This is a genomic window from Streptomyces sp. NBC_01241, from assembly GCF_041435435.1.
GTDB lineage: Bacteria > Actinomycetota > Actinomycetes > Streptomycetales > Streptomycetaceae > Streptomyces.
This window is the reverse complement of the sequence record NZ_CP108494.1, coordinates 2,736,719-2,763,053: the sequence shown is the minus strand read 5'-3', so window position 1 is coordinate 2,763,053 and position 26,335 is coordinate 2,736,719. Positions and strand designations below refer to the sequence as shown.

The following is a 26,335-nucleotide window of genomic DNA, read 5'->3' as shown; positions in this document are numbered from 1 at the left end:
AGTCGGGCCATGCCCACTCCACACGTGCAGCTGACCCTGGCCGAAGTAGCGGCGATCGCCCGCGAGGCCCACGCCGACCAGCGGGACAAGGCGGGACGCCCGTACACCGAGCACCTCGCCGCCGTTGCCGAGGGCGTACGGGCCAGGGGTGGCAGCGACGAACAGATCGCCGCGGCCTGGCTGCACGACGCCGTCGAGGACGACGCGCTGTCGGCACGGTGGCTGGCAGACGCCGCGCTGCCGCAGCAGGTCAAGGACATGGTCCTCGCCGTCACCAAACGTGACGGCGAGGACCTCGGTTCGTACACCCGGCGCATCCTCGACACCCCGGGCGCCCTGCTGATCAAGGAGTCCGACCTGGCACACAACGCCGATCCGGCCCGCCTCGCCGTACTGGAACCGGCGACCCGTACCCGACTGGCCGAGAAGTATGCGCAGGTACGGAGGTTGCTCGGGCTCACCCCAGGTGAATCGCCCGCCGAGCAATCGGTTCAAGCCAACACGGCGACGGACTGAACCAGCCGGATCAGCGTCCGGCCGCGTCCCGCCGGAACGCCCAGTTCATCTCCGGTTCGGTCACCACGCGCAGCACTCTGCGTACCGGTGGCGTACACATCAGCGTCACCGCGGCGGCCGCGACCAGGGAGACGAGGACCAGACCGGCGGGCGCCGAGAGCCAGTCGTAGCTGTCGAACACCCCGGCGTATCCCGCGCCCTTGATCAGGAATCCGTGCAGCAGATAGCCGCAGATCGTCCCGGCACCGAGCACGGTGAACCACATGGGGCGGCGCGGCACCCAGGAAAGGAACCCGATGGTGAGCAGCAGCGCGCAGCCGAACATGGCCGTCGTCATCACGGCACCGGACCACCACGGAGCGCCCATCTCCTGCGCGCTGTTGTTGCGGTAGAACCAGCCCAGCTGCATCCGCGGCGCCGCCCAGTACGCGAAGACCAGGGCCGCGGCGAACAGCGGCAGCGCGAGCATCCGCACCTCACCCCGGCGGATCAGCTGGAAATGCTCGGGTTTCAGCTGGAGTCCCAGCACGAAGAACGGCAGGAACTGCAGAACCCGCTGGAGATCGAGATCATCGCCGATCGACGGGGAGAACGAGGCGAGTACGGCGATGACGAGTGCCACCGGCAGCGGATGGCGCAGGACCTGCCACAGCGGTGTGGTGAGCCGCCAGATGAACAGCGCGGCCAGGAACCAGGTGAGATACCAGGGGTCGAGCAGGCTGATCGGCTGATTCGGCGAGCCGTCCGCGTACCGCTTGAACAGCGAATACGCGGTCTCGAACACCACATAGGGCACGGCGACACCGGTGACCAGGCGTTTCACCTTGGCGGCGGACAGATCGAACGAGCGGGAGAAATAGCCGGAGATGATGACGAACGCCGGCATGTGAAAGGTGTACGCCACCATGTACAGCGCACGGGCGGTCCGGCTGCCGTCCATCACCGGTTCCCACGCGTGCGCCACCGCGACGAGCACGATGGCCAGATATTTGACGTTGTCGAAGTAGGCGTCACGCTGCTTCGCCTGCGCACCCGCCGGAGGCTTGTTCGCCACCGGTGCGGGGGGCGCCGCCGTAGCGGTCGTCGTCCCTTGGCGTCTGGGCTCCGACTCCCGGGTCGCCGATGGGAGCGGGGCCCTCTGAAACACGTTCGGAGCGTGGAACATCTAAAGCACCTTAGACGCCTCGATTGCCCTGCGTAAAACTACGCCCGGATATTGCGTGTTCGCGTTCAATCAAAAGCGAAACCGTCAAGAACTGACCGCTATGCCCGGGTTCATCCCCATTGAATGGGACATAACGGTGGGCGGCTGGGTGGGGTGAATTTCATTGCGCGGGGGCCTTGGAATTACATGTGAATGAAGTGTGTGGATATGGAAACCGTCGCGGTCGCACGTTGTTGTGATTGTTTTATTCACAGATCGCTCACCGGTGTGCGGAGCAAGGGCTGGGACCGATGACGCCCCCTGTGCGACCGTGAGCCCCCAGGCGCACGCGGGGCGCAAGGATGGCGCGATCCCATCACTTCGGTCCGTCACCTGGCAGTCAGCAAGGGTGAGTTGGTGGCACGATGGACGGAACGGAGAGGTGCTCGGCCGCACATCTCCGGGCCGGCAAGGCGGACCGACCAAGGGTGTGATCAGTCGTGGCCATTTCACTGTCTGTGGTGCTTCTGTTGGCGATCATCCTGGTGGTCCTGATCCGAGGCGGCTCCATCAAGGCGGGACCCGCGATCGTCGCGGTGCTCTTCGGCTTCTTCCTGGCATCGACCGGCATGGCGCCGTCGATCAGCAAGTTCATGCACTCGATAGCGGAGAGCATCAACCAGATCACCTTCTGATCCGGTCCCGGTCGGGTTCCTCCCCTCCCCGGCCTGCCGCGCGCTCCGCCGCGCAGCGGGCAGGAGGCGCGAACAGCACGCAAAAGGCCCGGTCCGACGAGCAATTCGTCGAACCGGGCCCAAGCATGGAGCGGGCGACGGGAATCGAACCCGCGTAGCTAGTTTGGAAGACTAGGGCTCTACCATTGAGCTACGCCCGCAAGCACTGCACCGCAGGTCCGGGGACCGGCGGCACGAGAAGCATCGTAGCGGGTCGCGGGCGCTGTCCGCACACCCGATTGCGGTCACCCGGTGTCGCGTTCGGTGCGGACCGCGCGAAGCGGCGGATGCACTGCCTGTCTGCATGTACCCTACGTGTCGCACCGACGGGGTGTGGCGCAGCTTGGTAGCGCGTCCGCTTTGGGAGCGGAAGGTCGTCGGTTCGAATCCGGCCACCCCGACCATCGGCAAGATCGCAGACCATCGACGGGATCGCATTGTGGGAGTCCGTCTCCTTGCCGTTACTATGCAAAATGCGTGCCCGTGTGTCTGATCTGCCGGGCTCGGTCCGCGAAGCCGCCAACCGTGCGGCGGAGCAGAACCCCAAGAAGTCAGCCACAAGGAGACCGAACCGTGAAGAGCGCCGTGGAGACCCTGAACCCGACCCGGGTTCGGCTCACTGTCGAGGTGCCCTTCGAGGAGCTCAAGGACAGCCTCGACGCGGCGTACAAGAAGATCAACCAGCAGGTCACGGTGAAGGGCTTCCGCAAGGGCAAGATCCCCGCCCGGGTCATCGACCAGCGGTTCGGCCGCGGTGCGGTGCTGGAGGAGGCCGTCAACGACGCGCTCCCGAAGTTCTACACCGAGGCTGTCAACGAGGGCGAGCTCAACGTCCTCGGCCAGCCCGAGGTCGACATCACCGAGCTGAAGGACGGCGAACTGCTGGCCTTCACCGCCGAGGTTGACGTACGCCCCGAGATCGAGATTCCGGACTACTCCGGCATCGAGGTCACCGTCGACGCCCTCGAGGTCAGCGATGAGGACGTGGAGAAGGCCGTGGAGCAGCTCCGCGAGCGCTTCGCCTCCACCAACCCGGTCGAGCGCGCCGCCGCCGAGGGCGACGTCGTCACGATCGACCTGCAGGCCAAGGTCGACGGCGAGGTCCTGGAGGACGGCGTGGCCGAGGGTGTCTCGTACACCATCGGTTCCGGCGAACTCCTCGACGGCATCGACGCCGCGGTCACCGGCCTGGAGGCGGGTGGCGAGGTCACCTTCACCTCTGAGCTGAAGGGCGGCTCGGCCGAGGGCAAGGAGGCCGAGGTCACCGTCAAGGTCACCGCCGTCGCCGCCCGTGAGCTCCCCGAGCTGGACGACGAGTTCGCCCAGATGGCCAGCGAGTTCGACACCCTCGACGAGCTGAAGGCGGACAGCCGCAAGCGCCTTGAGGACACCAGGCAGTACGAGCAGGCCACCCAGGCCCAGGAGCGCGTCCTGGACGAGCTGCTGAAGCTGGCCGAGGTCCCGATCCCGGAGAAGCTGCTCGCGGACGAGGTCCAGACCCGCAAGCACAACCTGGAGCACCACCAGCTCGGGCAGATGGGTCTGACCCTCGACAAGTACCTGGAGATCCAGGGCAAGACGGCCGAGGAGTTCGAGGCCGAGACCTCCGAGCAGGCGGTCAAGGGCATCAAGACCCAGTTCCTCCTGGACGAGATCGTCAACAAGGAGAAGCTGAACGTCAACCAGGAGGAGCTCACCGAGCACCTCATGCGGCGTGCCGCTTCCTCCGGCATGAGCCCGGACCAGTTCGCCCAGGCCGTCGTCGAGGGCGGCCAGGTGCCGATGCTCGTCGGCGAGGTCGCCCGCGGTAAGGCGCTGGCCGTGGTCGTCGAGGCCGCCAAGGTCATCGACACCAACGGTGAGCCCGTCGAGCTGGAGGACGACGAGGAGGCCATCGAGACGGTCGAGGCCGCCGACGGCTCCGCCGAGGCCGTTGCCGAGGAGGCCGCCAAGGCCGCCAAGGCCACCGAGGAGAAGACCGAGGCCTGAGCCTCGCGCTGAACCCGTACGACGGGCTCCGGACGCTGTGCGTCCGGAGCCCGTCGTCGTAGGGCGTACGGTGCCCCACAACCCTTGTGCGGACTGCGGACCTTGCGCTCCCAGCGAACAGTTGCGGAAGCGGGATGGCGTTGTCCCACCTGCGCGTTAGGGTCCATGAGTAGGAAGGGCAGGGGAGCCCCCGCCCACCGGTACGAAGACGCTGAGACGGCCGGAGCCGTCAGAGACGAGCAGGTGGATACGTGACGAATCTGATGCCTTACTCCGCCGGAGAGCCGTCCCCCTTCGGTGGAGGCCTCGGTGACCAGGTCTACAGCCGACTGCTCGGCGAGCGCATCATCTTCCTGGGTCAGCAGGTCGACGACGAGATCGCCAACAAGATCACGGCGCAGATGCTTCTCCTCGCCGCAGATCCGGACAAGGACATCTACCTCTACATCAACAGCCCCGGCGGCTCGGTGACGGCCGGCATGGCGGTCTACGACACCATGCAGTACATCCCGAACGACGTGGTCACCATCGGTATGGGCATGGCGGCCTCGATGGGCCAGTTCCTGCTGACCGGCGGCACCGCGGGCAAGCGCTTCGCGCTCCCGAACACCGACATCCTCATGCACCAGGGCTCGGCCGGCATCGGCGGTACGGCCTCGGACATCAAGATCCAGGCCCAGTACCTGCTGCGCACCAAGCAGCGGATGGCCGAGATCACCGCCCGCCACTCCGGCCAGACGGTCGAGACGATCATTCGCGACGGCGACCGCGACCGCTGGTACACCGCGGAGGAGGCCAAGGAATACGGCCTCATCGACGAGATCATCACGGTCGCATCGGGCGTTCCGGGCGGCGGCGGCACCGGCGCCTGATCCGGTCACCCACCGGATCCGGCTCCACCGCCCCGCGCACCTCTCGTACGCCGAGACACCCAGCCACAGAACGCCACCAGGATGGTGAACACCCACATGAACAACTTCCCCGGCGCCTCCGCGAGCGGCCTCTACACCGGCCCGCAGGTGGACAACCGATACATTGTGCCGCGCTTCGTGGAGCGCACCTCGCAGGGCGTGCGTGAGTACGACCCGTACGCGAAGCTCTTCGAGGAGCGCGTGATCTTCCTCGGCGTGCAGATCGACGACGCCTCCGCCAACGACGTCATGGCGCAGCTGCTGTGCCTGGAGTCGATGGACCCGGACCGGGACATCTCGATCTACATCAACAGCCCCGGCGGCTCGTTCACCGCGCTCACCGCGATCTACGACACGATGCAGTTCGTGAAGCCGGACATCCAGACGGTCTGCATGGGCCAGGCGGCCTCCGCCGCGGCCGTGCTGCTCGCCGCGGGTACGCCCGGCAAGCGGATGGCGCTGCCCAACGCCCGTATCCTGATCCACCAGCCGTCCTCGCAGACCGGCCGGGAGCAGCTCTCCGACCTGGAGATCGCGGCCAACGAGATCCTGCGGATGCGCACCCAGCTGGAGGAGATGCTGGCCAAGCACTCCACCACGCCGCTGGAGAAGATCCGCGACGACATCGAGCGCGACAAGATCCTGACCGCCGAGGAAGCCCTCGCCTACGGTCTCGTCGACCAGATCGTGTCGACCCGCAAGAGCGCGGCCACGGCCGCCTGACATCGGCCTTCACCCCTTGGCGCGAGGGGTTCGCCCGGTCTCGGCCGTGTGAACCGTGCCAAGGGGGGCCCGAACGGGGGGCTAGGCAAGGTACCGTCGGATAGAGGCACCAGGAGCCGCTGAACCAAGCTGCTCCCAGGCGAAGGGGAAGCACCTCGTGGCACGCATCGGTGATGGCGGCGATCTGCTCAAGTGCTCGTTCTGCGGAAAGAGCCAGAAGCAGGTGAAGAAGCTCATCGCGGGACCCGGTGTGTACATCTGCGACGAGTGCATCGATCTCTGCAACGAGATCATCGAGGAGGAACTCGCGGAGACCTCCGAGGTGCGGTGGGAGGAACTCCCCAAGCCGCGCGAGATCTACGAGTTCCTCGAGGGGTACGTCGTCGGGCAGGAGCCCGCGAAGAAGGCCCTCTCGGTCGCTGTGTACAACCACTACAAGCGGGTCCAGGCGGGCGAGAACAGCGGCGCCCAGGGCCGGGACGACGGCATCGAGCTGGCCAAGTCCAACATCCTGCTGCTGGGCCCCACGGGCTCCGGCAAGACGCTTCTCGCGCAGACCCTGGCCCGCATGCTCAACGTCCCGTTCGCCATCGCCGACGCGACGGCGCTGACGGAGGCCGGCTATGTCGGTGAGGACGTCGAGAACATCCTGCTGAAGCTGATCCAGGCCGCGGACTACGACGTCAAGAAGGCCGAGACCGGGATCATCTACATCGACGAGATCGACAAGGTCGCCCGCAAGAGCGAGAATCCGTCGATCACCCGCGATGTCTCCGGCGAGGGCGTCCAGCAGGCCCTGTTGAAGATCCTGGAGGGCACCACCGCCTCCGTACCGCCGCAGGGCGGCCGGAAGCACCCGCACCAGGAGTTCATCCAGATCGACACGACGAATGTGCTGTTCATCGTGGGCGGTGCCTTCTCCGGTCTGGAGCGAATTATCGAGTCCCGGGCGGGTGCCAAGGGCATCGGCTTCGGCGCGACGATCCGTTCGAAGCGCGAGATCGAGGCGAGCGACCAGTTCCAGGAGGTCATGCCGGAGGACCTGGTGAAGTTCGGGATGATCCCGGAGTTCATCGGCCGGCTGCCCGTCCTCACCTCGGTCCACAACCTGGACCGCGAGGCACTGCTGCAGATCCTCGTCGAGCCGCGCAACGCGCTGGTGAAGCAGTATCAACGCCTGTTCGAACTCGACGGCGTCGAGCTGGACTTCGACCGTCCGGCCCTGGAGGCCATCGCCGACCAGGCGATCCTGCGCGGCACCGGCGCGCGTGGCCTGCGGGCCATCATGGAAGAGGTCCTCCAGTCCGTGATGTACGAGGTGCCGTCCCGCAAGGACGTCGCCCGCGTCGTCATCACGGCGGACGTCGTCCGCAACAACGTGAACCCGACGCTGGTCCCGCGCGAACCGCGCACGATCGGCAAGGGCGACGACGGCCGGCACGAGAAGTCCGCGTAGCGGCAGCGGTATGTGAACGCAAACGGAAGGGGCGCCCGGCCAGTTGGACTGGAGGCGCCCCTTCTGCCGTTTCGTGTGCGCTACTTGACCTCGACGCGGACGTCGTTGCGGAGCTTGGCCGCGTTGTTGGCTGCGTCGTCCAAGGACACACTCTTACCGGCCATGAGCGCGGCCATATCCATGTCGATGACCACGGAAACGGTGCTGTGGTCGCCCCAGATGCAGATCGGCACGCTGGTGGCCTTGCCGGTGGTGGCATCCGCTGGGGACTTGGATTCCTGGCACTTGAGGATGCCGTTCTCGAATCCAGCCGGGCTGAAGGATTTCGGGCTGCCGACCAGCTGTCCGTCCTTCTTGTCGCCCTTGGCGGACTCTTCCTTCATCTTGCCGAACATGGCGTCGACGACGGCCTCGGGATCGTCGATCGTGCCGTAGACCCCGCTGAACGACAGAATCTTCTGGGAGGCTGCTTCGCCGGATGTGTAGGTGGCCGCGACCTGCTTGGCGTTCGCCACCCCCCACTTCTCGAACTCCTTGACGTCATCCGACGTCATCTTGGTGTCGCTGCTCGCGCTCGGGTTCCTCTTGTACGTGCCGTCGAGCACCGTCTCCGGCGTCGTCAGCTTGTACGTCTTGCCGTCGTCGGCGACCGAACTGCCCCCGCCCGACGTCAGGAAGTACACCCCGCCCGCGATGACCGCCAACGCCACGACCGCGCCGCCGATGATCAAGCCGGTCTTCTTCTTCGGAGCCTCGGGAGGCGTGCCGTAGGCCTGCTGGTCGCCGTACGGGGGAGTGGGGGGCTGCTGGCCGTAGGGGCCGGGCTGCTGGGCCTGGGGGTAGCCGTAGCCCGGCTGGGGCTGCTGCTGGGGCGGGACACCCTGCGGGGCCTGCTGCGGATACCCGTAACCGGGCTGGCCCTGCGGCGGCTGCTGACCGTACGGTCCCGGCTGCTGACCGTACGGGCCGGGCTGGCCCTGGGGCGGCTGGCCACCGTACGGTCCGGGCTGGCCCTGGGGCGGCTGGCCACCGTACGGTCCGGACTGGTCCTGGGGCGGCTGGCCACCGTACGGGCCCGGCTGGTTGTAGCTCATCTGCGGTGTCCCCTGTTCGGAAGTGCTCATCGGAAGGCTTGTGCGTTCCGAACATCCTGACGGAAGGTCCACCCGCGTGGACCACCGGGAGCCACACCGTTACTGAACAAACCGGTTTCAGTGCAGGACTGAGACGGCCCTAAACTGTCCCCCGTGACCGAGAAGACTCAGCAGACGCCAGCCAGCAACTCCGAACTACCGACCCAGTACGCACCGGCCGAGGTAGAGGGGAAGCTGTATGAGCGCTGGGTAGAACGTGGTTACTTCGAGGCCGACGAACACAGCGAGAAGCCGCCGTACTCCATCGTCATCCCGCCGCCGAACGTCACAGGCAGCCTGCACCTGGGGCATGCCTTCGAGCACACGCTGATCGACGCCCTCGTCCGACGCAAGCGCATGCAAGGCTTCGAGGCGCTGTACCAGCCCGGCATGGACCACGCCGGAATCGCCACCCAGAACGTCGTCGAGCGCGAGCTCGGCAAGGAGGGCAAGTCCCGCCACGACCTGGGCCGCGAGGCGTTCGTCGAGCGTGTCTGGCAGTGGAAGAACGAGTCCGGCGGCCAGATCTCCGGCCAGATGCGCCGGCTCGGCGAGGGCGTCGCCTGGTCCCGTGAGCGCTTCACCATGGACGAGGGCCTGTCCACCGCCGTCCAGACCGTCTTCAAGCAGATGTACGACGACGGGCTGATCTACCGCGCCGAACGCATCATCAACTGGTGCCCGCGCTGCCTGACCGCGATCTCGGACATCGAGGTCGAGTACCAGGACGACGACGGCGAGCTCGTCTCCATGACGTACGGGGACGGCGACGACACGATCGTCGTCGCCACCACCCGCGCCGAGACGATGCTCGGTGACACCGCGGTCGCCGTCCACCCCGACGACGAGCGCTACAAGCACCTGATCGGCAGGCAGATCAAGCTGCCGCTGACCGACCGCACGATCCCCGTCGTCGCCGACCACCACGTCGACCCGGAGTTCGGCACCGGCGCCGTGAAGGTCACGCCCGCCCACGACCCGAACGACTTCGAGATCGGCAAGCGCCACGACCTGCCGTTCCTCACGGTCATGGATGAGCGCGCCGTCATCACCGTCCCCGGCCCGTTCGAGGGACTCGACCGCCTGGAGGCCCGGTCCGCGATCGTCGGCGCACTGCGCGCCGAGGGCCGGATCGTCGCCGAGAAGCGTCCGTACCTCCACTCCGTCGGCCACTGCTCGCGCTGCAAGACCACCATCGAGCCCCGGTTGTCGCTCCAGTGGTGGGTCAAGGTCGCCCCGCTCGCCAAGGCGGCCGGTGACGCCGTCCGCGACGGCAAGGTCAAGATCCACCCGCAGGAGATGGAGAAGCGCTACTTCGACTGGGTCGACAACCTCCACGACTGGACGATCTCGCGCCAGCTCTGGTGGGGCCACCGGATCCCCGTCTGGTACGGCCCGAACGGCGAGGTCGTCTGCGTCGGACCGGACGACGAGGCCCCCACGGGCGAAGGCTGGACGCAGGACAGCGATGTCCTGGACACCTGGTTCTCCTCCGGCCTGTGGCCGTTCTCCACGCTCGGCTGGCCGGAGCGGACCGACAGCCTCGCGAAGTTCTACCCGAACTCTGTCCTGGTCACCGGCTACGACATCCTCTTCTTCTGGGTCGCCCGGATGATGATGTTCGGCCTGTACGTCAACGACGGCGTCCCGCCGTTCCACACCATCGTCCTGCACGGCATGGTCCGTGACGAGTTCGGCAAGAAGATGTCGAAGTCCTTCGGCAACGTCGTCAACCCGCTGGACTGGATGGACAAGTACGGCTCCGACGCGCTGCGCTTCACGCTGGCGCGCGGCGCCAACCCCGGTGTCGACGTCCCGATCGGCGAGGACTGGGTCCAGGGTTCCCGGAACTTCGCCAACAAGATCTGGAACGCGACGCGCTTCGCGCTGATGAACGGCGCCACCGTCGAGGGCGAACTGCCGCCCGTCGAGCAGCTGTCGGTGACCGACCGGTGGATCCTGTCGCGGCTCAACAAGACGGTCGCCGAAGTCGACGCGTTCTACGACGACTTCCAGTTCGCCAAGCTCAGCGAGGCGCTCTACCACTTCGCGTGGGACGAGGTCTTCGACTGGTACGTCGAGCTGTCCAAGACCACGTTCTTCGCCGGCGGTGAGCAGGCCAAGGTCTCCGGCCGGGTCCTCGGCGAGGTCCTCGATGTGATGCTGCGTCTGCTGCACCCGGTCGTCCCGTTCGTCACCGAGACGCTCTGGACCACGCTCACCGGCAAGGAGTCCGTCGTCATCGCCGACTGGCCGGCCGCTGTGTCCGTTCCTGGGGCTGACGCCCCGGGCGGCTTCCGCGACGACGCCGCCGAGCAGGAGATCGCGCTCGTCCAGCAGGTCGTCACCGAGGTCCGCCGGTTCCGCTCCGACCAGGGTTTGCAGCCCGGCCAGAAGGTCCCGGCCGAACTTGTCCTGACCGGCACCGCGCTCGCCCGGCACGAGGCGGCCATTCGCCAGGTGCTGCGCCTGCAGCCCGCCGGCGACGGCTTCCACGCCACCGCGTCGCTGCCGGTCGCCGGGGCCACGGTCGCCCTCGACCTGTCCGGCACGATCGACGTCGAGGCCGAACGCAAGCGCCTGACGAAGGACCTGGGCGCCGCCGAGAAGGAGAAGGCCCAGGCGGGCGCCAAGCTCTCCAACGAGGCGTTCCTCGGCAAGGCACCGGACAACGTGGTCGACAAGATCCGCGGCCGGCTCGCCAAGGCCGAGGCGGACATCGAGCGGATCACCAACCAGCTGGCGAACCTGCCGCAGGGCTGATCACCCGCCGACGGCGAAGCCCCCGTATCCCCGCTGCCGGGAGATACGGGGGCTTCGCCCGTCCCGTCCCGGGCCGGGCCGGACTCCGGGCGTCACCGGCCGCTGCGCACGATGTCCGTGCCCATCCGTAGACTGGCCTCGTGAGTGAGCCCCGCCCTTCCGACCGGCACGACGCCTCCGATCCCGACGACACCTTCGCGGAGATCGTCGACGAGGCGACCCAGCGCGACCCCGACCTGGCGGTGATCGAGGCCGGGAGCCGTACGCTGCGCACCCGCTCGGGGCCGCCGCAGGGCCAGGACGTCCCCGCCCGCCCCGCCGATCCCGAGGTGGACAAGGCGCTGCGCGCCGCGGAGCAGGAGCTCGCCGGGCGCTGGGGCGAGACGAAGCTGGAGCCGTCCGTCACGCGCATCGCCGCGCTGATGGACGTGCTCGGCGAGCCGCAGCGCGCCTACCCCTCGATCCACATCACCGGGACCAACGGCAAGACGAGCACGGCCCGAATGATCGAGGCCCTGCTCGGCGCCTTCGACCTGCGTACCGGCCGCTACACCTCGCCGCACGTCCAGTCGATCACCGAGCGGATCAGCCTGGACGGCTCGCCGATGGACCCCGAGCGGTTCATCGAGGCGTACCAGGACATCAAGCCGTACGTGGAGATGGTCGACGCCCAGCAGCCGTACCGGCTCTCCTTCTTCGAGGTGCTGACGGGCATGGCGTACGCGGCGTTCGCCGACGCGCCGGTCGACGTCGCCGTCGTGGAGGTCGGCATGGGCGGCAGCTGGGACGCGACGAACGTCATCGACGCCTCGGTCGCCGTCGTCACCCCCATCTCGCTGGACCACACCGACCGGCTCGGTGCCACGCCCGCCGAGATCGCCGGTGAGAAGGCCGGAATCATCAAGCAGGACGCCACGGTCATCCTGGCGCAGCAGCCCGTCGACGCCGCACAGGTCATGCTGAAGAAGGCCGTCGAGGTCGACGCCACGGTCGCCCGCGAAGGCATGGAGTTCGGCGTCGTCTCCCGCGAGATCGCCGTCGGCGGCCAGCTGCTGACGCTGCGCGGCCTCGGCGGCGAGTACACGGAGGTCTTCCTCCCGCTGTACGGCGCCCACCAGGCGCACAACGCGGCGGTGGCGCTCTGTGCCGTGGAGGCGTTCTTCGGGATCGGTGCCGAGCAGCCCGGCGCGCTCGACATCGACACGGTCCGTCAGGCCTTCGCCGCGGTGATCTCGCCGGGCCGTCTCGAAGTCGTCCGCTCCAGCCCGACCGTCGTCCTGGACGCGGCCCACAACCCGGCGGGCGCCCGCGCCTGCGCCGACGGGCTCTCCGAGGCGTTCGGTTTCTCCCGGCTGATCGGTGTGGTCGGCGCGAGCGGCGACAAGGACGTCAGGGGGCTCCTCGAAGCCTTCGAGCCGATCTTCGCCGAGGTCGTCATCACCCAGAACTCCAGCGGCCGCGCGATGGACGCCGACGAACTGGCCGCCGTCGCGGTCGAGGTCTTCGGCAGCGACCGCGTCCAGGTCGAGCCCCGCCTCGACGACGCCCTGGAGGCGGCGATCACCCTCGCCGAGGAGGAGGACGAGTACGCGGGCGCCGGCGTCCTGGTGACCGGTTCCGTGATCACGGTCGGCGAGGCCCGACTGCTCCTGGGAAGGCACTGACCGACGTGCGTACGCTCTGTGCATCAACGCTGATCGGCGAATTCTTCGTGATCGGCTTCGCCGGACTCGTCGCGATGAAATCCGACGACCTCTCGAACACCACGGTCTGGGCGGTGTGCGGCATCGGCATGCTGCTCTCCGTGCTGCTCTGCGGGATGATCACCCGCCCCGGCGGGATACAGCTCGGCTGGGCGCTGCAGATCGCCCTGGTGCTGAGCGGTTTCGTTGTCCCGATGATGTTCATTCTCGGCGTGGTCTTCGGCGCCCTGTGGTGGGCCTCGGTGCACTACGGCCGCAAGATCGACGAGGCGAAGGCCCGCTGGGCGGCCGCGGAACAGGCCGCCGACGCCCCGGCCGGTGGCTGACCCCGTGCCCCGCGGCCAAACCCGGCCGCAGGCCCGTTCCCGTACCCCTGTAGCCTCGCCTCACCGCACCCGCATGCCTGCAAGGAGCCGCACACCATGACCCAGCGCACCCTCGTCCTGCTCAAGCCCGACGCGGTCCGGCGCGGACTGGTCGGCGAGATCGTCGGGCGGATCGAGCGCAAGGCCGACTGGCGGATCACCGCGCTGGAGCTGCGCACCCTCGACCACGCCACGCTGGAGCAGCACTACGCCGAGCACGTCGGCCGCCCCTTCTACGAGCCGCTCGTCGAGTTCATGCAGTCCGGCCCGGTCGTGGCGCTGGTCGCCGAGGGCGAGCGGGTCATCGAGGGCATCCGCACGCTGGCCGGCCCCACCGACCCGATCGCCGCCGCGCCCGGCTCCATCCGTGGTGACTTCGGCACGATCACCCGTGAGAACCTCATCCACGCCTCGGACTCCGAGGAGTCCGCAGAGCGAGAACTGAAGCTTTTCTTTCCGGGACTCTCCTGACCTCGGATCAGCCGAACAGCGCTCATGACCTGGGGCGACCGAATTAATTCGGTCGCCCTTCGGCATAGGGTCCCGGATCGCGGGAACGCATCACTCCGACGTAACGTCACCATGACTGGAACGGCCACCCGTTCCGCCTACAAAGGCGAAGGACCCTCGCGCGGTGTCCGTGCACACGGCACTACGATGGAATCTTCCACGCCCGCAGCGCTCATCTTGCCGACCAGAACAAGCCATCATCGCTTTCTCGGAAGGCCCGACGCATCCTCATGGGGAACAAGGGGAACTCAATGTCGTTCATCGGCCGTGACATGGCTATCGACCTCGGGACTGCCAACACGCTGGTGTACGTCAGGGGGCGCGGCATCGTTCTGAACGAGCCGTCCGTCGTGGCCATCAACACCAACACCGGTGGCATCCTGGCGGTCGGCTCCGAGGCCAAGAAGATGATCGGGCGTACACCGGGCAACATCGTTGCCGTACGGCCGCTGAAGGACGGCGTGATCGCCGACTTCGAGATCACCGAGCGGATGCTCCGCTACTTCATCCTGAAGATCCACAAGCGCCGCTACCTGGCCCGTCCGCGCGTCGTCGTCTGCGTGCCCTCCGGCATCACCGGCGTCGAGCGACGCGCCGTCATCGAGGCGTCGACGCAGGCCGGCGCGCGCCAGGTGCACATCATCGAGGAGCCCATGGCGGCGGCCATCGGCTCCGGGCTGCCGGTCCACGAGGCCACCGGCAACATGGTCGTCGACATCGGTGGCGGCACGACCGAGGTCGCGGTCATCTCGCTCGGCGGAATCGTCACTGCCCAGTCGATCCGGGTCGCCGGTGACGAACTGGACAACGCGATCATCCAGCACATCAAGAAGGAGTACTCGCTCCTTCTCGGTGAGCGTTCCGCCGAACAGATCAAGATCACGATCGGCTCGGCGTACGACCTGGACAAGGACGAGCACACCGAGATCCGCGGCCGTGACCTGGTTTCCGGGCTGCCCAAGACCGTGGTCATCTCGGCCGGCGAGGTCCGCAAGGCCATCGAGGAGCCGGTCAACGCGATCGTCGACGCGGTGAAGACCACGCTCGACAAGTGCCCGCCGGAGCTCTCCGGCGACGTCATGGACCGCGGCATCGTCCTCACCGGTGGCGGCGCGCTGCTGCGCGGGCTGGACGAGCGGCTGCGCCGCGAGACCGGCATGCCGATCCACATCGCCGAGGACCCGCTGGACTCGGTGGCGCTCGGATCCGGCAAGTGCGTCGAGGAGTTCGAGGCACTCCAGCAGGTGCTGGACGCCCAGCCCCGCCGGTAGACGGCGGGCCCGGTCCGCGGGCGGACAACACAGTGGTCTGCCGCGTGGACCGCTGCCGCTCCGTACGGCCGATCGTTGATATACAGGCACGAACATTCCGACGAGGAAGGCACGGCCGCCGCACGTGAGGGACACACGAGAGAGCCGGCTGCTCCTGGTGCTGCTGATCGCCATCGCATTCGCATTGATCACGGTGGACATCCGGGGCGGCGAGGAGTCACCGGTGGACGGTGCCCGGCATGCCGCCGCCACGGTCTTCGGACCGGTCGAGAACGGTGTGGCGGCGGCCGTCGATCCGGTGGGCAACGCCATAGGAGCGGTACGCGACTCCGGGACCCGGCACAACCGGATCGCCGAACTGGAGCAGCAGAACGCCGCGTTGAAGACGAAGCTCGGCAGCGACGACCAGAACCGCAACCGGGTCCGCGAACTGGACCGGATGCTGAAGAAGTCGGCCGCCGGGCAGTACGGCATCAAGGCCGCCGAGGTCGTCGCCATAGGAGCGGCCCAGGGCTTCTCCTGGACGGTCACCATCGATGTCGGCTCCCACGACGGCATCAAGCGCGACATGACCGTCATCAACGGTGACGGGCTCGTCGGCCGGGTCACCACCGTCGGCCCGGACACCGCCACGGTGCTCCTGGCCAACGACCCCGACTTCACCGTCGGCACCCGTATGGAGAAGACCGACGAACTGGGCTTCGCCACCGGCCAGGGTTCCCGGCCGCTGTCCGTCCAGTTCCTCAACGGCAAGGCCAAGGTGAACAAGGGCGACCGCCTGGTCACCTTCGGTTCCAGCAAGGACAAGCCGTTCGTGCCCGGCGTCCCGGTGGGGGAGGTCGTCCGCGTCGACCCGTCCGGCGGCGGCCTGACCCGTACCGTCTACGTCCGTCCGTTCGTCGGGTTCACCAAGCTCGACATCGTCGGCATCGTCGTGCAGGCCCCGCGCGAGGACCCCCGCGACATGGTCCTGCCCAAGGCGCCCGCCAAGGCCGCCAAGCCCAAGCCCACCCCGACCGTCACCGTGACGATCTCGCCCAACGGCGACATCGTCGACACCGAAGGAAACGTCGTCGGGAACGTCCACGAGAGCCCGGACCCGAGCGGATCCCCGGTCCCCGGCAGCAGTCCGAACGCCGGCAACGCGGTAAACGAGCAGAGGTAGAGCTGATTCCCATGCGCTTGAACCAGACTCTGCTCTCCGTCTTCCTGGTCGTCGTCGCCCTCGTCGTCCAGGTCTCCGTCCTCGCCCGGCTCCAGCTCCCCGGCGCCGTGCCCGACCTGCTCCTCCTCGTCGTTCTCGCTCTCGCCTTCGTGTACGGGCATGTCAGCGGCGCCCTCATCGGCTTCGGCGCGGGACTCCTCGCCGACCTGGCACCGCCCGCCGACCACGCCGCCGGGCGCTACGCGCTGGTCCTCTGCGTCATCGGCTACTTCGCCGGACTGGTCAAGCCGGAGAACGGACAGCTCAAGTCGGCGGCCGTCCCGATGATCGGAGTCGTCGCCGCGGCGATCGGCTCGACCCTGCTGTACGCGCTCGTCGGCGCGCTCGTCGGGGACACGGCGGCCCGTCATGTGGGCCTGGGCAGCCTGCTGTTCACCGCCGCCGCCTACGACCTGCTCCTCGCGCCGTTCGTCGTGCCGCTGGTCATGGCGATCGCCAGACGCACGGTGAACGATCCGGTCGCCGACGCGTCCGGCGGCGATGTCGCCGCGGGCTGGCTGGCCTCCGGCACCGGGCTGCGGATCGGCGGCCAGCGCGGCGGACTGCGCGTCAAGGCCGCCCGTAACCGCGCGGCACGCGCCGGGCGGATCAAGGGAGTCAAGCGACTGTGAGGCCGCACCACAGCGGGGACACTCCCCGTGTCTCCGGCCCGACCACCACCGGGGGCGCCCCATGAGCAACATCCCCGAGACCGGCCGGACCCAGCGGGTCCAGATTCGTCTCGTCATCATCCAGGTCCTCGTCTTCTCGCTGCTGCTCACCCTCGGCGGGCGCCTCTGGTTCCTCCAGATCCGTAACGGCAAGGAGTACAGCGACGAGGCGAAGAACAACCACGTCCAGCAGGTCGTCCAGCCCGCCGTGCGCGGCTCCATCCTCGACGCGCGCGGCGTGCCCCTCGCCGACAACGAGACCCGTCTGGTCGTCTCCGCCAGCCGCACCGAGCTGTTGAAGATGGCGGACGACGGCAAGAGCGTCCTGACCCGGCTCGCCGACGTCCTCGGCATGCAGCCCAAGGAAGTCTTCGACAAGGTCCGGCTCTGCGACGCGAAGACCCCGCAGCCCTGCTGGAACGGCTCGCCGTACCAGCCGATCCCGGTCACCGACGAGGCCACCACCCAGCAGGCCCTCCAGATCCGCGAACGCGCCGAGGACTTCCCCGGCATCACCGCCGAACCCACCGCCGTACGCCGCTACGCCGCACCCGGCAAGGCCAACTCCGCCCAGGTCCTCGGCTATCTCTCGCCCGTCACCGACGAGGAGATCACCAAGGCCCAGAACACCGACTCGCCGTACCTCCGCTCCGACCAGGTCGGCCGCTCCGGCCTGGAGCGCACCTACGACAAGGAACTGCGCGGCAAGGCCGGTGTCACCCGCTACGAGGTCGACAACCTCGGCCGGGTCATCGGCCAGGCGAAGAACGACGAGGCGGAGCCCGGCTCCAGCGTCGTCACCTCCATCGACGCCCGGGTCCAGGCCGTCGCCGAGTACGAGCTCAACGAGGCCATGAAGACGGCCCGTCAGTCCTTCGACAAGATCACCGGCGAGAACTACAAGGCCGACTCCGGCGCCGTCGTCGTCATGGAGGCCAAGACCGGCCGGGTCGTCGCGATGGCCTCCCTGCCGAACTACGACCCCAACGCCTGGGTCGGCGGCATCTCGGGCAAGGACTACGCCCGGATGACCAGCAAGAAGTCCAACTATCCGCTGCTCAACCGCGCCATCCAGGGCCAGGCCGCCCCGGGCTCGATCTTCAAGGTCGTCTCGACCGCGGCCTCCGTCCAGGCGGGCTACGCGTTCGACGGCCACTACCCCTGCCCCAGCTCCTACAGCGCCGACGGCCAGGTCTACAAGAACTTCGAATCGCAGGGCCACGGCTCGATCACCCTGGGCCAGGCGCTCGAGGTCTCCTGCGACACCGTCTTCTACGGACTCGGCCACCAGCAGTGGCAGAAGGACGGCGGGCTGAAGCCCAAGAAGAACGCCAAGGACTGGTTCTTCAAGACCGCCCACCAGTTCGGCCTCGGCAAGGAGACCGGTATCGACCTCCCCGGCGAGGTCACCGGCCGTGTCCCCGACCGCCAGTGGAAGAAGGACTTCTGGAAGGCCAACAAGGACGCCTGGTGCGAGCAGGGCAAGAATTGGCCCAAGAAGAAGGACTTCGGCACCGTGCTCGCCCACGAGAACTGCCTCGAGGGCATGAAGCTGCACGCCTATGACGCGATCAACTACTCCATCGGCCAGGGCGACACCCTCGTCACCCCGATCCAGATGGCGACCATCTACGCCGCGATCAGCAACGGCGGCACGCTCTACGACCCGACCGTCGGCAAGGCGATCGTCAGCCCCGACAGCAAGCACGTCCGCGTGATCGAGCCCCATTCGCACGGCAAGCTGCCGGTCAGCGCCAAGACCCTGAAGCAGATGGAGGGGGCGCTGGCGGGCGTCGCGACCCGCGGTACCGCCGCCTGGCGGTTCGGCGGCTGGCCGCAGGACAAGATCCCGATGCACGCCAAGACGGGTACGGCCGAGGTCTACGGCAAGCAGACGACCTCCTGGTTCGCCACGTACACCAGGGACTACTCGATCGTCATGACGATCTCTCAGGGCGGCACGGGCTCCGGTGCGTCCGGGCCCGCCGTGCGCAACATCTACGACGCCCTCTACGGTCTCGACGACTCCGGCAAGCAGGACCTGAAGAAGGCGCTGCTGCCCACCCCGCAGAAGTCCCTGCCGAAGATCCAGCGGGACGGCTCGATCGACGCCCCGGAGATCAAGCCGTACAACCCCGACTCGCAGAAGCCCCCGGAGGAACAGACCCTCGCCGCGATCCTGGGGAGGCGTGACTGATGGCCGGCTTCTCCGTCTCGCGCTACGCCCCCGAGCGGTCCGCCTGGGGCAAACTCATCGCCCGCGACTCCGTCGTACGCAAACTCGACTGGCCGCTGCTCGGGTCCGCGATCGCGCTCTCCTTCATCGGCTCGCTGCTGGTCTACTCGGCGACCCGGGGCCGCCACGCGCTCACCCACGGCGACCCGTACTACTTCCTCTTCCGGCACGCCCTCAACACCGGCATCGGCTTCGCCCTGATGATCGGCACGATCTGGCTCGGCCACCGCACCCTGCGCGGCGCCGTCCCGATCCTCTACGGCCTCTCGGTGATCCTCGTACTGGCGGTCCTCACCCCGCTCGGCGCCACCGTCAACGGCGCCCACGCCTGGATCATCATCGGCGGCGGCTTCTCGCTCCAGCCGTCCGAGTTCACCAAGATCACCATCATCCTGATCATGGCGATGCTGCTCGCCGAGCGCGTCGACGCGGGCGACCAGCTCCACCCCGACCACCGGACCGTCGCCAAGGCGCTGGGCCTGGCGTCCGTGCCGATGATTGTCGTCATGGGGATGCCGGACCTCGGCTCCGTCATGGTCATGGTCGTCATCGTGCTCGGCGTGCTCCTCGCCTCCGGCGCGTCGAACCGCTGGATCTGCGGCCTGCTCGGCGCGGGCGTGGCCGGTGCGATCGCGATCTGGAAGCTCGGCCTGCTCGACGAGTACCAGATCGCCCGCTTCGCCGCCTTCGCCAACCCCGCGCTCGACCCGGCGGGCGTCGGCTACAACACCAACCAGGCCCGCATCGCGATCGGCTCCGGCGGCCTCACCGGAACGGGCCTCTTCCAGGGCACCCAGACCACCGGCCAGTTCGTCCCCGAGCAGCAGACCGACTTCGTCTTCACCGTCGCCGGCGAGGAGCTCGGCTTCCTCGGCGCCGGGCTGATCATCGTCCTGCTCGGCATCGTCCTGTGGCGCGCCTGCCGGATCGCCCGCGAGACGACCGAGCTGTACGGCACGATCGTCGCCGCGGGAATCATCGCGTGGTTCGCCTTCCAGTCCTTCGAGAACATCGGGATGACGCTCGGCATCATGCCGGTCGCCGGGCTGCCGCTGCCGTTCGTGTCGTACGGAGGATCCTCGATGTTCGCCGTCTGGGTGGCCGTCGGGCTGCTCCAGTCGATCAGGGTGCAACGGCCGATAAGCGCCTGAGCCGGTGCGGGAGCACTGCCCATTCGCGTACAACACGTCTAGATTCGGTTCATGGCGGACTCGAAGCGTGAGATCGAGCGGAAGTACGAAGCCACGGCGGAAACCCGGCTCCCCGACCTGAGCCGGGTGGCCGGGGTCTCGGCCGTCAACCACCGCGGCGTCACCGAACTGGACGCCGTCTACTACGACACCGAGGACCTCCGGCTCGCGGCGGACTCCCTCACCCTGCGCCGCCGCACCGGCGGGAGCGACGCCGGCTGGCACCTCAAATTCCCGGTCGCCTCCGGCATCCGGGACGAGCTGCGCGAGCCGCTCTCCGACACCCTGCCGCCCTCCCTCGCCGGGCTGCTCCGCTCCCGGGTCCGGGACCGGGAGCTCGTCCCCGTCGTCCGGCTGCGCTCCGCCCGCGACGTCCACCTCCTCCTCGACGCCGGGGGTGCGCTGCTCGCCGAGGTCAGCACCGACACCGTGCGGGCCGAACGGCTGACCGGCGGCAGCGGTACGGCCGCCTGGACGGAGATCGAGGTCGAACTCGCCGACGACGGCGACCCCGCCTTCCTCGACGCCGTCGAACGGAGGCTGCGCAAGGCCGGAATCCGCCCGTCCGCGGCACCGTCGAAACTGGCCAGGGCGCTCGCCGAGACCGCGCCGAGGCCGAAGAAGGCCCCCGGCCGGAAGGGGGCGCACCCCACCGCGGGCGACCACGTCCTCACGTACCTCCGTCACCAGACCGAGGCGATCACCGCCCTGGACCCCGCCGTACGCCGTGACCTCCCCGACTCCGTGCATCAGATGCGGGTCGCCACCCGCAGGCTCCGCAGCGCGCTGCGGTCCTACGGGAAGATCCTCGACCGCGGTGTCACCGACCCGGTCGGCGACGAGCTGAAGTGGCTGGCCGCCGAGCTCGGTATCGACCGTGACCAGGAAGTCCTCGACGCCCGGCTGCGCGCCCGCCTCGACGGCCTGCCCCGCACCCTGGTCCTCGGCCCCGTCCGCAGCAGGCTCCGGATCTGGTCGGTGGCCCGCCGGGGCGGCTCCCGGAGCCGGACCGTCGGCGTACTCGACGGAAGCCGCTACCTGGCACTCCTGGACGGCCTCGACGCCCTGCTCGCCGCCCCGCCGCTGCTGCCCGCCGCGTCCAAGGCCCCCGACCGGGCACTGCCCCGCGCCGTAGTGAAGGAGTACGAGCGCCTCGCGACCCGTGTCGGCCACGCCCTGGAACTCCCGCCCGGCGAGGACCGCGATCTCGCCATGCACGACGCCCGCAAGGCGGCCAAGCGCGCCCGCTACGCGGCGGAGGCGGCCGGGCCCGCGCTCGGGAAGCCGGCCAAGCGGTTCGCCAAACGGATGAAGGCACTCCAGACCCTCCTCGGCGACCACCAGGACAGCGTCGTGGCCCGCGACGCCCTGCGCACCCTGGCCGTCCAGGCACACGCGGCGGGGGAGCCGGGATTCACCTGGGGACTGCTGTACGGGCGGGAGGAGGCGGCCGCCGCCGCCGGGGAACGGGAGCTGCCCGAGGTGTGGAAGCGGGCGTCGCGGCCCCGGATCCGGTCGGCGCTGGAAAGCTGAGTGCCGGGGTACGCTTGATGGTCACCCTTGCCGGCTCTCGAAAGTTCGCGATGTCTGTCGATTCGGTCTTCCCACAGCTCGAAGCTCTGCTCCCGCATGTGCAGAAGCCCATCCAGTACGTCGGCGGTGAGCTGAACTCCACCGTCAAGCCGTGGGACGAATGCGACGTCCGCTGGGCACTGATGTACCCGGACGCGTACGAGGTCGGACTGCCCAACCAGGGCGTCATGATCCTCTACGAGGTACTCAACGAGCGCCAGGGCGTCCTCGCCGAGCGCACCTACAGCGTGTGGCCGGACCTCGAAGAGTTGATGCGCGAGCACAAGGTCCCGCAGTTCACCGTGGACAGCCACCGCCCCGTCCGTGCCTTCGACGTCTTCGGGCTGAGCTTCTCCACCGAGCTCGGCTACACCAACATGCTCACCGCCCTGGACCTCGCGGGCATCCCGCTGAACGCCGCGGACCGCACCGTCGACGACCCGATCGTGCTGGCAGGCGGCCACGCCGCGTTCAACCCCGAGCCGATCGCCGAGTTCATCGACTGCGCGGTCATCGGCGACGGCGAGCAGGCCGTCCTGGAGATCACCGAGATCATCCGTGGCTGGAAGGCCGAGGGCCGCCCCGGTGGCCGCGAAGAGGTGCTGTTCCGGCTCGCGAAGACCGGCGGCGTCTACGTCCCGGGCTTCTACGACGTCGAGTACCTCCCGGACGGGCGCATCGGCCGTGTCGTGCCCACCAAGTCGGGCGTGCCGTGGCGGGTGTCCAAGCACACCGTGATGGACCTCGACGAGTGGCCGTACCCGAAGCAGCCCCTCGTGCCCCTCGCCGAGACCGTCCACGAGCGGATGTCCGTCGAGATCTTCCGCGGCTGCACCCGCGGCTGCCGTTTCTGCCAGGCCGGCATGATCACGCGCCCCGTGCGGGAGCGAAGCATCACCGGCATCGGCGAGATGGTCGAGAAGGGTCTCAAGGCGACCGGCTTCGAAGAGGTCGGGCTGCTCTCGCTCTCCTCCGCGGACCACACCGAGATCGGCGAGATCGCCAAGGGCCTCGCCGACCGGTACACCGAGGACAAGATCGGCCTCTCGCTGCCCTCCACCCGCGTCGACGCGTTCAACGTGGACCTGGCCAACGAGCTGACCCGCAACGGCCGTCGCTCCGGACTCACCTTCGCCCCCGAGGGCGGCTCCGAGCGGATGCGCAAGGTCATCAACAAGATGGTCTCGGAAGAGGACCTCATCCGTACCGTCGCCACCGCGTACGGCAACGGCTGGCGCCAGGTGAAGCTGTACTTCATGTGCGGTCTGCCCACCGAGACCGACGAGGACGTCCTCCAGATCGGCGACATGGCGGTCAACGTGATCGCCAAGGGCCGCGAGGTCTCCGGCCAGAACGACATCCGCTGCACCGTCTCCATCGGCGGCTTCGTGCCCAAGCCGCACACGCCGTTCCAGTGGGCCCCGCAGCTCGGCGCCGAGGAGACCGACGCCCGGCTGACCAAGCTCCGCGACAAGATCCGCGGCGACAAGAAGTACGGCCGCTCCATCGGCTTCCGCTACCACGACGGCAAGCCCGGCATCGTCGAGGGCCTGCTCTCGCGCGGCGACCGCCGCGTCGGCTCCGTCATCCGCGCGGTCTACGAGTCCGGCGGCCGTTTCGACGGCTGGCGCGAGCACTTCAGCTACGACCGCTGGATGACCGCCGCCGAGAAGACGCTGCCCGAGTACGGCGTGGACGTCGACTGGTACACCACCCGGGAGCGGACGTACGAAGAGGTCCTGCCCTGGGACCACCTGGACTCCGGTCTCGACAAGGAGTGGCTCTGGGAGGACTGGCAGGACTCGCTCGACGAGACCGAGGTCGAGGACTGCCGCTGGACCCCGTGCTTCGACTGCGGCGTCTGCCCGCAGATGGACACCAGCATCCAGATCGGCCCGACCGGCAAGAAGCTGCTGCCGCTGTCGGTCGTGAAGTAGCCGCCCCGGACCCGTCCGTCCGGGTGACAGCTCGGTGACGAAGGCCCGGCCCGGGAAACCCCGGACCGGGCCTTCGCGTCATGTACGGCATGGACTACGGCAAGTACCAGGCTCCCGCGCACTACGAGGCCGGCGAGGGCTGTCTGACCACCCTCATCAGGATTCCGGTACGGATCGTGGTGCTGGTGATCGTCCTGCCCGTACGCATGGTCTGGGACGTCCTGGTGGTCGCCGCCCGTGCCGCCGACCGCATCCTGCTGCGCCCCCTGGGCCGGGCCCTGTCCTGGCTGTTCGCGACGCTGGTGGCGGCCCCCGCGGTCTGGCTGTACGCATGGGTGCTCACCCCGCTGGGCCATGCGCTGCGGTGGCTGGCCGCGGCGGTCTTCGTATGGCCGTGGGTCGCGCTCTGGCGGTACGTGCTGGTGCCGGCGGTGCGGTACGGGCTCGTGGTGCCGGTGGTGTGGCTGTACGAGGCGGTACTCACCCCGATCGGGCACGGGCTGGGCCGGGTGTACCGCGCGTTGCTCGTCCCTGCCGGGCGGGGGATCGCCGCCGCGATCGGCTGGGTGCTCACCGCCTTGTTCGTCTGGCCTCTGGCCGCCCTGTGGCGGTACGTCCTGGTGCCGCTCGCGCTCGCCGCCGCCTGGCTGGTGGAGCACCTGGTCGTACGGCCGCTGGCCTGGACGTACCGCGAACTGCTCACCCCGCTCGGCCACGGCCTCACCTGGCTGCTCGAACTGCTGGCACGTGGGATCGCGGCTGCCGGGAGCGGGCTGTGGGCAGCGGTGGAGTGGCTGGTCCTGACGCTGCTCGTCGCGCCGCTCGGACTGCTGTACCGGCGGGTCCTCGCTCCGGTCGGCCGGGAGATCGCCGCCGCGTTCGGTGTCGCCTGGCGGATCGCGGGTTACATCTCGCGGGCCGTCGGCCGGGCCATCGCCTGGCTGGCGTGGCATCTGGTCGGGGCGCCGGTGACCTGGGCCTACCGCGCGGTGTGCACGCCGGTGGGGCATTTCGTACGGGACGCGGTCTGGGCCCCCGCCAAGCGGGCCGCCGTCGAGACCGGACGCGCGGCCCGGTCGGCGCTGCGCACGGCACGCGAGACCGTGGCGCGGGCGCGCCGTGATGCCTGGCGGGCACTGGTCGGCGGACCGGCGGCGCCCGAGCCCCGGGAACCGGGGAGCCCTCTTGCGCGTACTCTGGGTAGTACAACGACTGTGCCCAGCGCGGCGCCCGGACCAGAGATCTCCCTGCTCGGAGAGAAAAACGCCGAGCGGGGGTGAGCCGGACCGGACACCCCGGGCCACCCGCATTTCGAGGGCGGCGTGCCACCGCGTCCGTCCCGCACCGAGGAGAAGAACCACTGGGCAAGCGACAGCCCGAAGGCCCGCCGCCCGCACCGGCGGTGCAGCGCATCCGACTGCGCTACACCAAGCGCGGCCGCCTCCGGTTCACCAGCCACCGCGACTTCCAGCGTGCCTTCGAGCGGGCACTGCGCCGCTCCGAGGTGCCCATGGCCTACTCGGCGGGCTTCACCCCGCACCCGAAGGTCTCGTACGCCAATGCCGCACCCACCGGCACGGGCAGTGAGGCCGAGTTTCTGGAGATCGCCCTCACCGAGGCCCGGGATCCGGCGGTCCTGCGCGAGCTGCTCAACGCCTCGCTGCCGGACGGTCTCGACGTCACCGACGCCGTGGAGGCCCGCACCTCGGGTCTCGCCGACCGGCTGACCGCCTCCATCTGGGAACTGCGTCTCGACGGAGTCCCCGTGGAGGAGGCGGCGAAGGCCGTGGCCGCCTTCAACGGGGCGCAGACCGTCGAGGTCCAGCGCCGCGCGAAGAACGGCATGCGGACCTTCGACGCCCGCGCCGCCGTGGTCGGCCTGGAGGCCCTTGATCCACAGCCTGATAGGCCCGAGGACAGGCCCTGTGCGATACTGCGGCTGGTTGTTCGGCACGTGACACCTGCCGTGCGACCTGACGACGTCCTGTCCGGTCTCCGCGTTGTGGCCGACCTGGCGCCGCCGGTACCCGCAGCGGTGACCAGGCTGGCGCAGGGGCTCTTCGACGAGGAGTCCGGCACGGTGACCGACCCGCTCGCGCCCGACCGCGAGGCAGCCCCGGCCGCTCCATCCACGGCCACCGGGACCGCCGTCGCGACGGCGCCGGAAGGTGCAGGTTCCGCGTAAGGCGGTCGTTGCAGCGCAGCTCTCCGACTCGGGAGCCACCTGGGCCGGGCCGCGCGATGACCCATAAGACTTTCGCCAGGCCGTACGCACCTCGCGTACGGAACCGGCGAGCCAGACATTGA

Annotated in this window: 21 protein-coding genes and 2 tRNA genes; 20 read left to right on the top strand and 3 right to left on the bottom strand. The window is 68.7% G+C overall.

Features of this window, described 5'->3' with window-relative positions:
- Positions 1–9: 9 nt before the first annotated feature.
- Positions 10–516 carry an HD domain-containing protein gene (locus tag OG306_RS12060; RefSeq protein WP_266746189.1) on the top strand — a complete coding sequence of 169 codons (507 nt, stop codon included), beginning with the start codon at positions 10–12 and terminating at the stop codon, positions 514–516.
- A 10-nt stretch (positions 517–526) separates the two neighbouring features.
- Here the strand turns inward: OG306_RS12060 and OG306_RS12055 are convergent, their stop codons facing one another.
- Positions 527–1,681 carry an acyltransferase family protein gene (locus tag OG306_RS12055; RefSeq protein ID WP_266746188.1) on the bottom strand — a complete coding sequence of 385 codons (1,155 nt, stop codon included), beginning with the start codon at positions 1,679–1,681 and terminating at the stop codon, positions 527–529.
- 479 nt (positions 1,682–2,160) lie between these two features.
- Between OG306_RS12055 and OG306_RS12050 the strand changes: the two genes are divergently transcribed.
- The gene (locus OG306_RS12050; RefSeq protein ID WP_266746187.1) at positions 2,161–2,355 is read left to right on the top strand and encodes a hypothetical protein; all 195 of its coding nucleotides are present in this window, start codon (positions 2,161–2,163) and stop codon (positions 2,353–2,355) included.
- 126 nt (positions 2,356–2,481) lie between these two features.
- Here the strand turns inward: OG306_RS12050 and OG306_RS12045 are convergent.
- Positions 2,482–2,555: transfer RNA gene (locus OG306_RS12045), tRNA-Gly, on the bottom strand.
- A 166-nt stretch (positions 2,556–2,721) separates the two neighbouring features.
- On the opposite strand from OG306_RS12045, the gene OG306_RS12040 reads away from it, so the two are divergent.
- From OG306_RS12040 to clpX, 5 genes are all read left to right on the top strand, one after another.
- Positions 2,722–2,798, top strand: a tRNA-Pro gene (locus tag OG306_RS12040).
- 169 nt (positions 2,799–2,967) lie between these two features.
- A complete protein-coding gene (gene tig, locus OG306_RS12035) occupies positions 2,968–4,383 on the top strand; it encodes a trigger factor (protein ID WP_266746186.1) in 1,416 nt (471 codons plus the stop codon).
- 263 nt (positions 4,384–4,646) lie between these two features.
- Complete coding sequence (locus OG306_RS12030) at positions 4,647–5,255, top strand: ATP-dependent Clp protease proteolytic subunit (RefSeq protein ID WP_266752174.1); 609 nt, start codon at positions 4,647–4,649, stop codon at positions 5,253–5,255.
- Between the two features lie 81 nt (positions 5,256–5,336).
- Complete coding sequence (locus tag OG306_RS12025; protein WP_323183850.1) at positions 5,337–6,017, top strand: ATP-dependent Clp protease proteolytic subunit; 681 nt, start codon at positions 5,337–5,339, stop codon at positions 6,015–6,017.
- A gap of 157 nt (positions 6,018–6,174) precedes the next feature.
- On the top strand, positions 6,175–7,473 hold the full coding sequence (clpX, locus tag OG306_RS12020) for an ATP-dependent Clp protease ATP-binding subunit ClpX (protein WP_266746184.1): 1,299 nt from the start codon (positions 6,175–6,177) through the stop codon (positions 7,471–7,473).
- An 80-nt stretch (positions 7,474–7,553) separates the two neighbouring features.
- Here clpX and OG306_RS12015 read toward each other — a convergent pair whose 3' ends face one another.
- Positions 7,554–8,567, bottom strand: a complete 1,014-nt coding sequence (locus OG306_RS12015; RefSeq protein ID WP_371666228.1) for a hypothetical protein — start codon at positions 8,565–8,567, stop codon at positions 7,554–7,556.
- 153 nt (positions 8,568–8,720) lie between these two features.
- Between OG306_RS12015 and OG306_RS12010 the strand changes: the two genes are divergently transcribed.
- From OG306_RS12010 to OG306_RS11950, 13 genes are all read left to right on the top strand, one after another.
- Entirely contained in the window at positions 8,721–11,369 is a 2,649-nt protein-coding gene (locus tag OG306_RS12010; RefSeq protein WP_266746183.1) for a valine--tRNA ligase, read from the top strand.
- Positions 11,370–11,509: 140 nt separating this feature from the next.
- Complete coding sequence (gene folC, locus OG306_RS12005) at positions 11,510–13,033, top strand: bifunctional tetrahydrofolate synthase/dihydrofolate synthase (protein ID WP_266746182.1); 1,524 nt, start codon at positions 11,510–11,512, stop codon at positions 13,031–13,033.
- Between the two features lie 5 nt (positions 13,034–13,038).
- On the top strand, positions 13,039–13,398 hold the full coding sequence (locus OG306_RS12000; protein ID WP_266746181.1) for a DUF4233 domain-containing protein: 360 nt from the start codon (positions 13,039–13,041) through the stop codon (positions 13,396–13,398).
- Positions 13,399–13,494: 96 nt separating this feature from the next.
- Entirely contained in the window at positions 13,495–13,908 is a 414-nt protein-coding gene (gene ndk / locus OG306_RS11995) for a nucleoside-diphosphate kinase (protein ID WP_266746180.1), read from the top strand.
- Positions 13,909–14,198: 290 nt separating this feature from the next.
- Positions 14,199–15,218, top strand: coding sequence for a rod shape-determining protein (locus OG306_RS11990; RefSeq protein WP_266746179.1), 1,020 nt, complete (start codon positions 14,199–14,201; stop codon positions 15,216–15,218).
- Positions 15,219–15,342: 124 nt separating this feature from the next.
- On the top strand, positions 15,343–16,383 hold the full coding sequence (mreC, locus tag OG306_RS11985) for a rod shape-determining protein MreC (protein WP_371665270.1): 1,041 nt from the start codon (positions 15,343–15,345) through the stop codon (positions 16,381–16,383).
- Positions 16,384–16,394: 11 nt separating this feature from the next.
- Positions 16,395–17,054: a rod shape-determining protein MreD gene (gene mreD, locus OG306_RS11980; protein ID WP_266746177.1), complete on the top strand. Its 660-nt coding sequence runs from the start codon at positions 16,395–16,397 to the stop codon at positions 17,052–17,054.
- A 61-nt stretch (positions 17,055–17,115) separates the two neighbouring features.
- Complete coding sequence (gene mrdA / locus OG306_RS11975) at positions 17,116–19,290, top strand: penicillin-binding protein 2 (RefSeq protein ID WP_266746176.1); 2,175 nt, start codon at positions 17,116–17,118, stop codon at positions 19,288–19,290.
- Entirely contained in the window at positions 19,290–20,480 is a 1,191-nt protein-coding gene (gene rodA, locus OG306_RS11970; RefSeq protein WP_266746175.1) for a rod shape-determining protein RodA, read from the top strand. Before mrdA ends, rodA begins: the two co-directional genes overlap by 1 nt.
- A 51-nt stretch (positions 20,481–20,531) precedes the next feature.
- Positions 20,532–22,052: a CYTH and CHAD domain-containing protein gene (locus tag OG306_RS11965; RefSeq protein WP_266906750.1), complete on the top strand. Its 1,521-nt coding sequence runs from the start codon at positions 20,532–20,534 to the stop codon at positions 22,050–22,052.
- Positions 22,053–22,102: 50 nt separating this feature from the next.
- Positions 22,103–24,028 carry a TIGR03960 family B12-binding radical SAM protein gene (locus OG306_RS11960; RefSeq protein ID WP_266746173.1) on the top strand — a complete coding sequence of 642 codons (1,926 nt, stop codon included), beginning with the start codon at positions 22,103–22,105 and terminating at the stop codon, positions 24,026–24,028.
- 89 nt (positions 24,029–24,117) lie between these two features.
- A complete protein-coding gene (locus OG306_RS11955; protein ID WP_266746172.1) occupies positions 24,118–25,308 on the top strand; it encodes a hypothetical protein in 1,191 nt (396 codons plus the stop codon).
- Positions 25,309–25,430: 122 nt separating this feature from the next.
- Positions 25,431–26,213, top strand: a complete 783-nt coding sequence (locus OG306_RS11950; protein ID WP_266746171.1) for a TIGR03936 family radical SAM-associated protein — start codon at positions 25,431–25,433, stop codon at positions 26,211–26,213.
- Positions 26,214–26,335 lie beyond the last annotated feature (122 nt).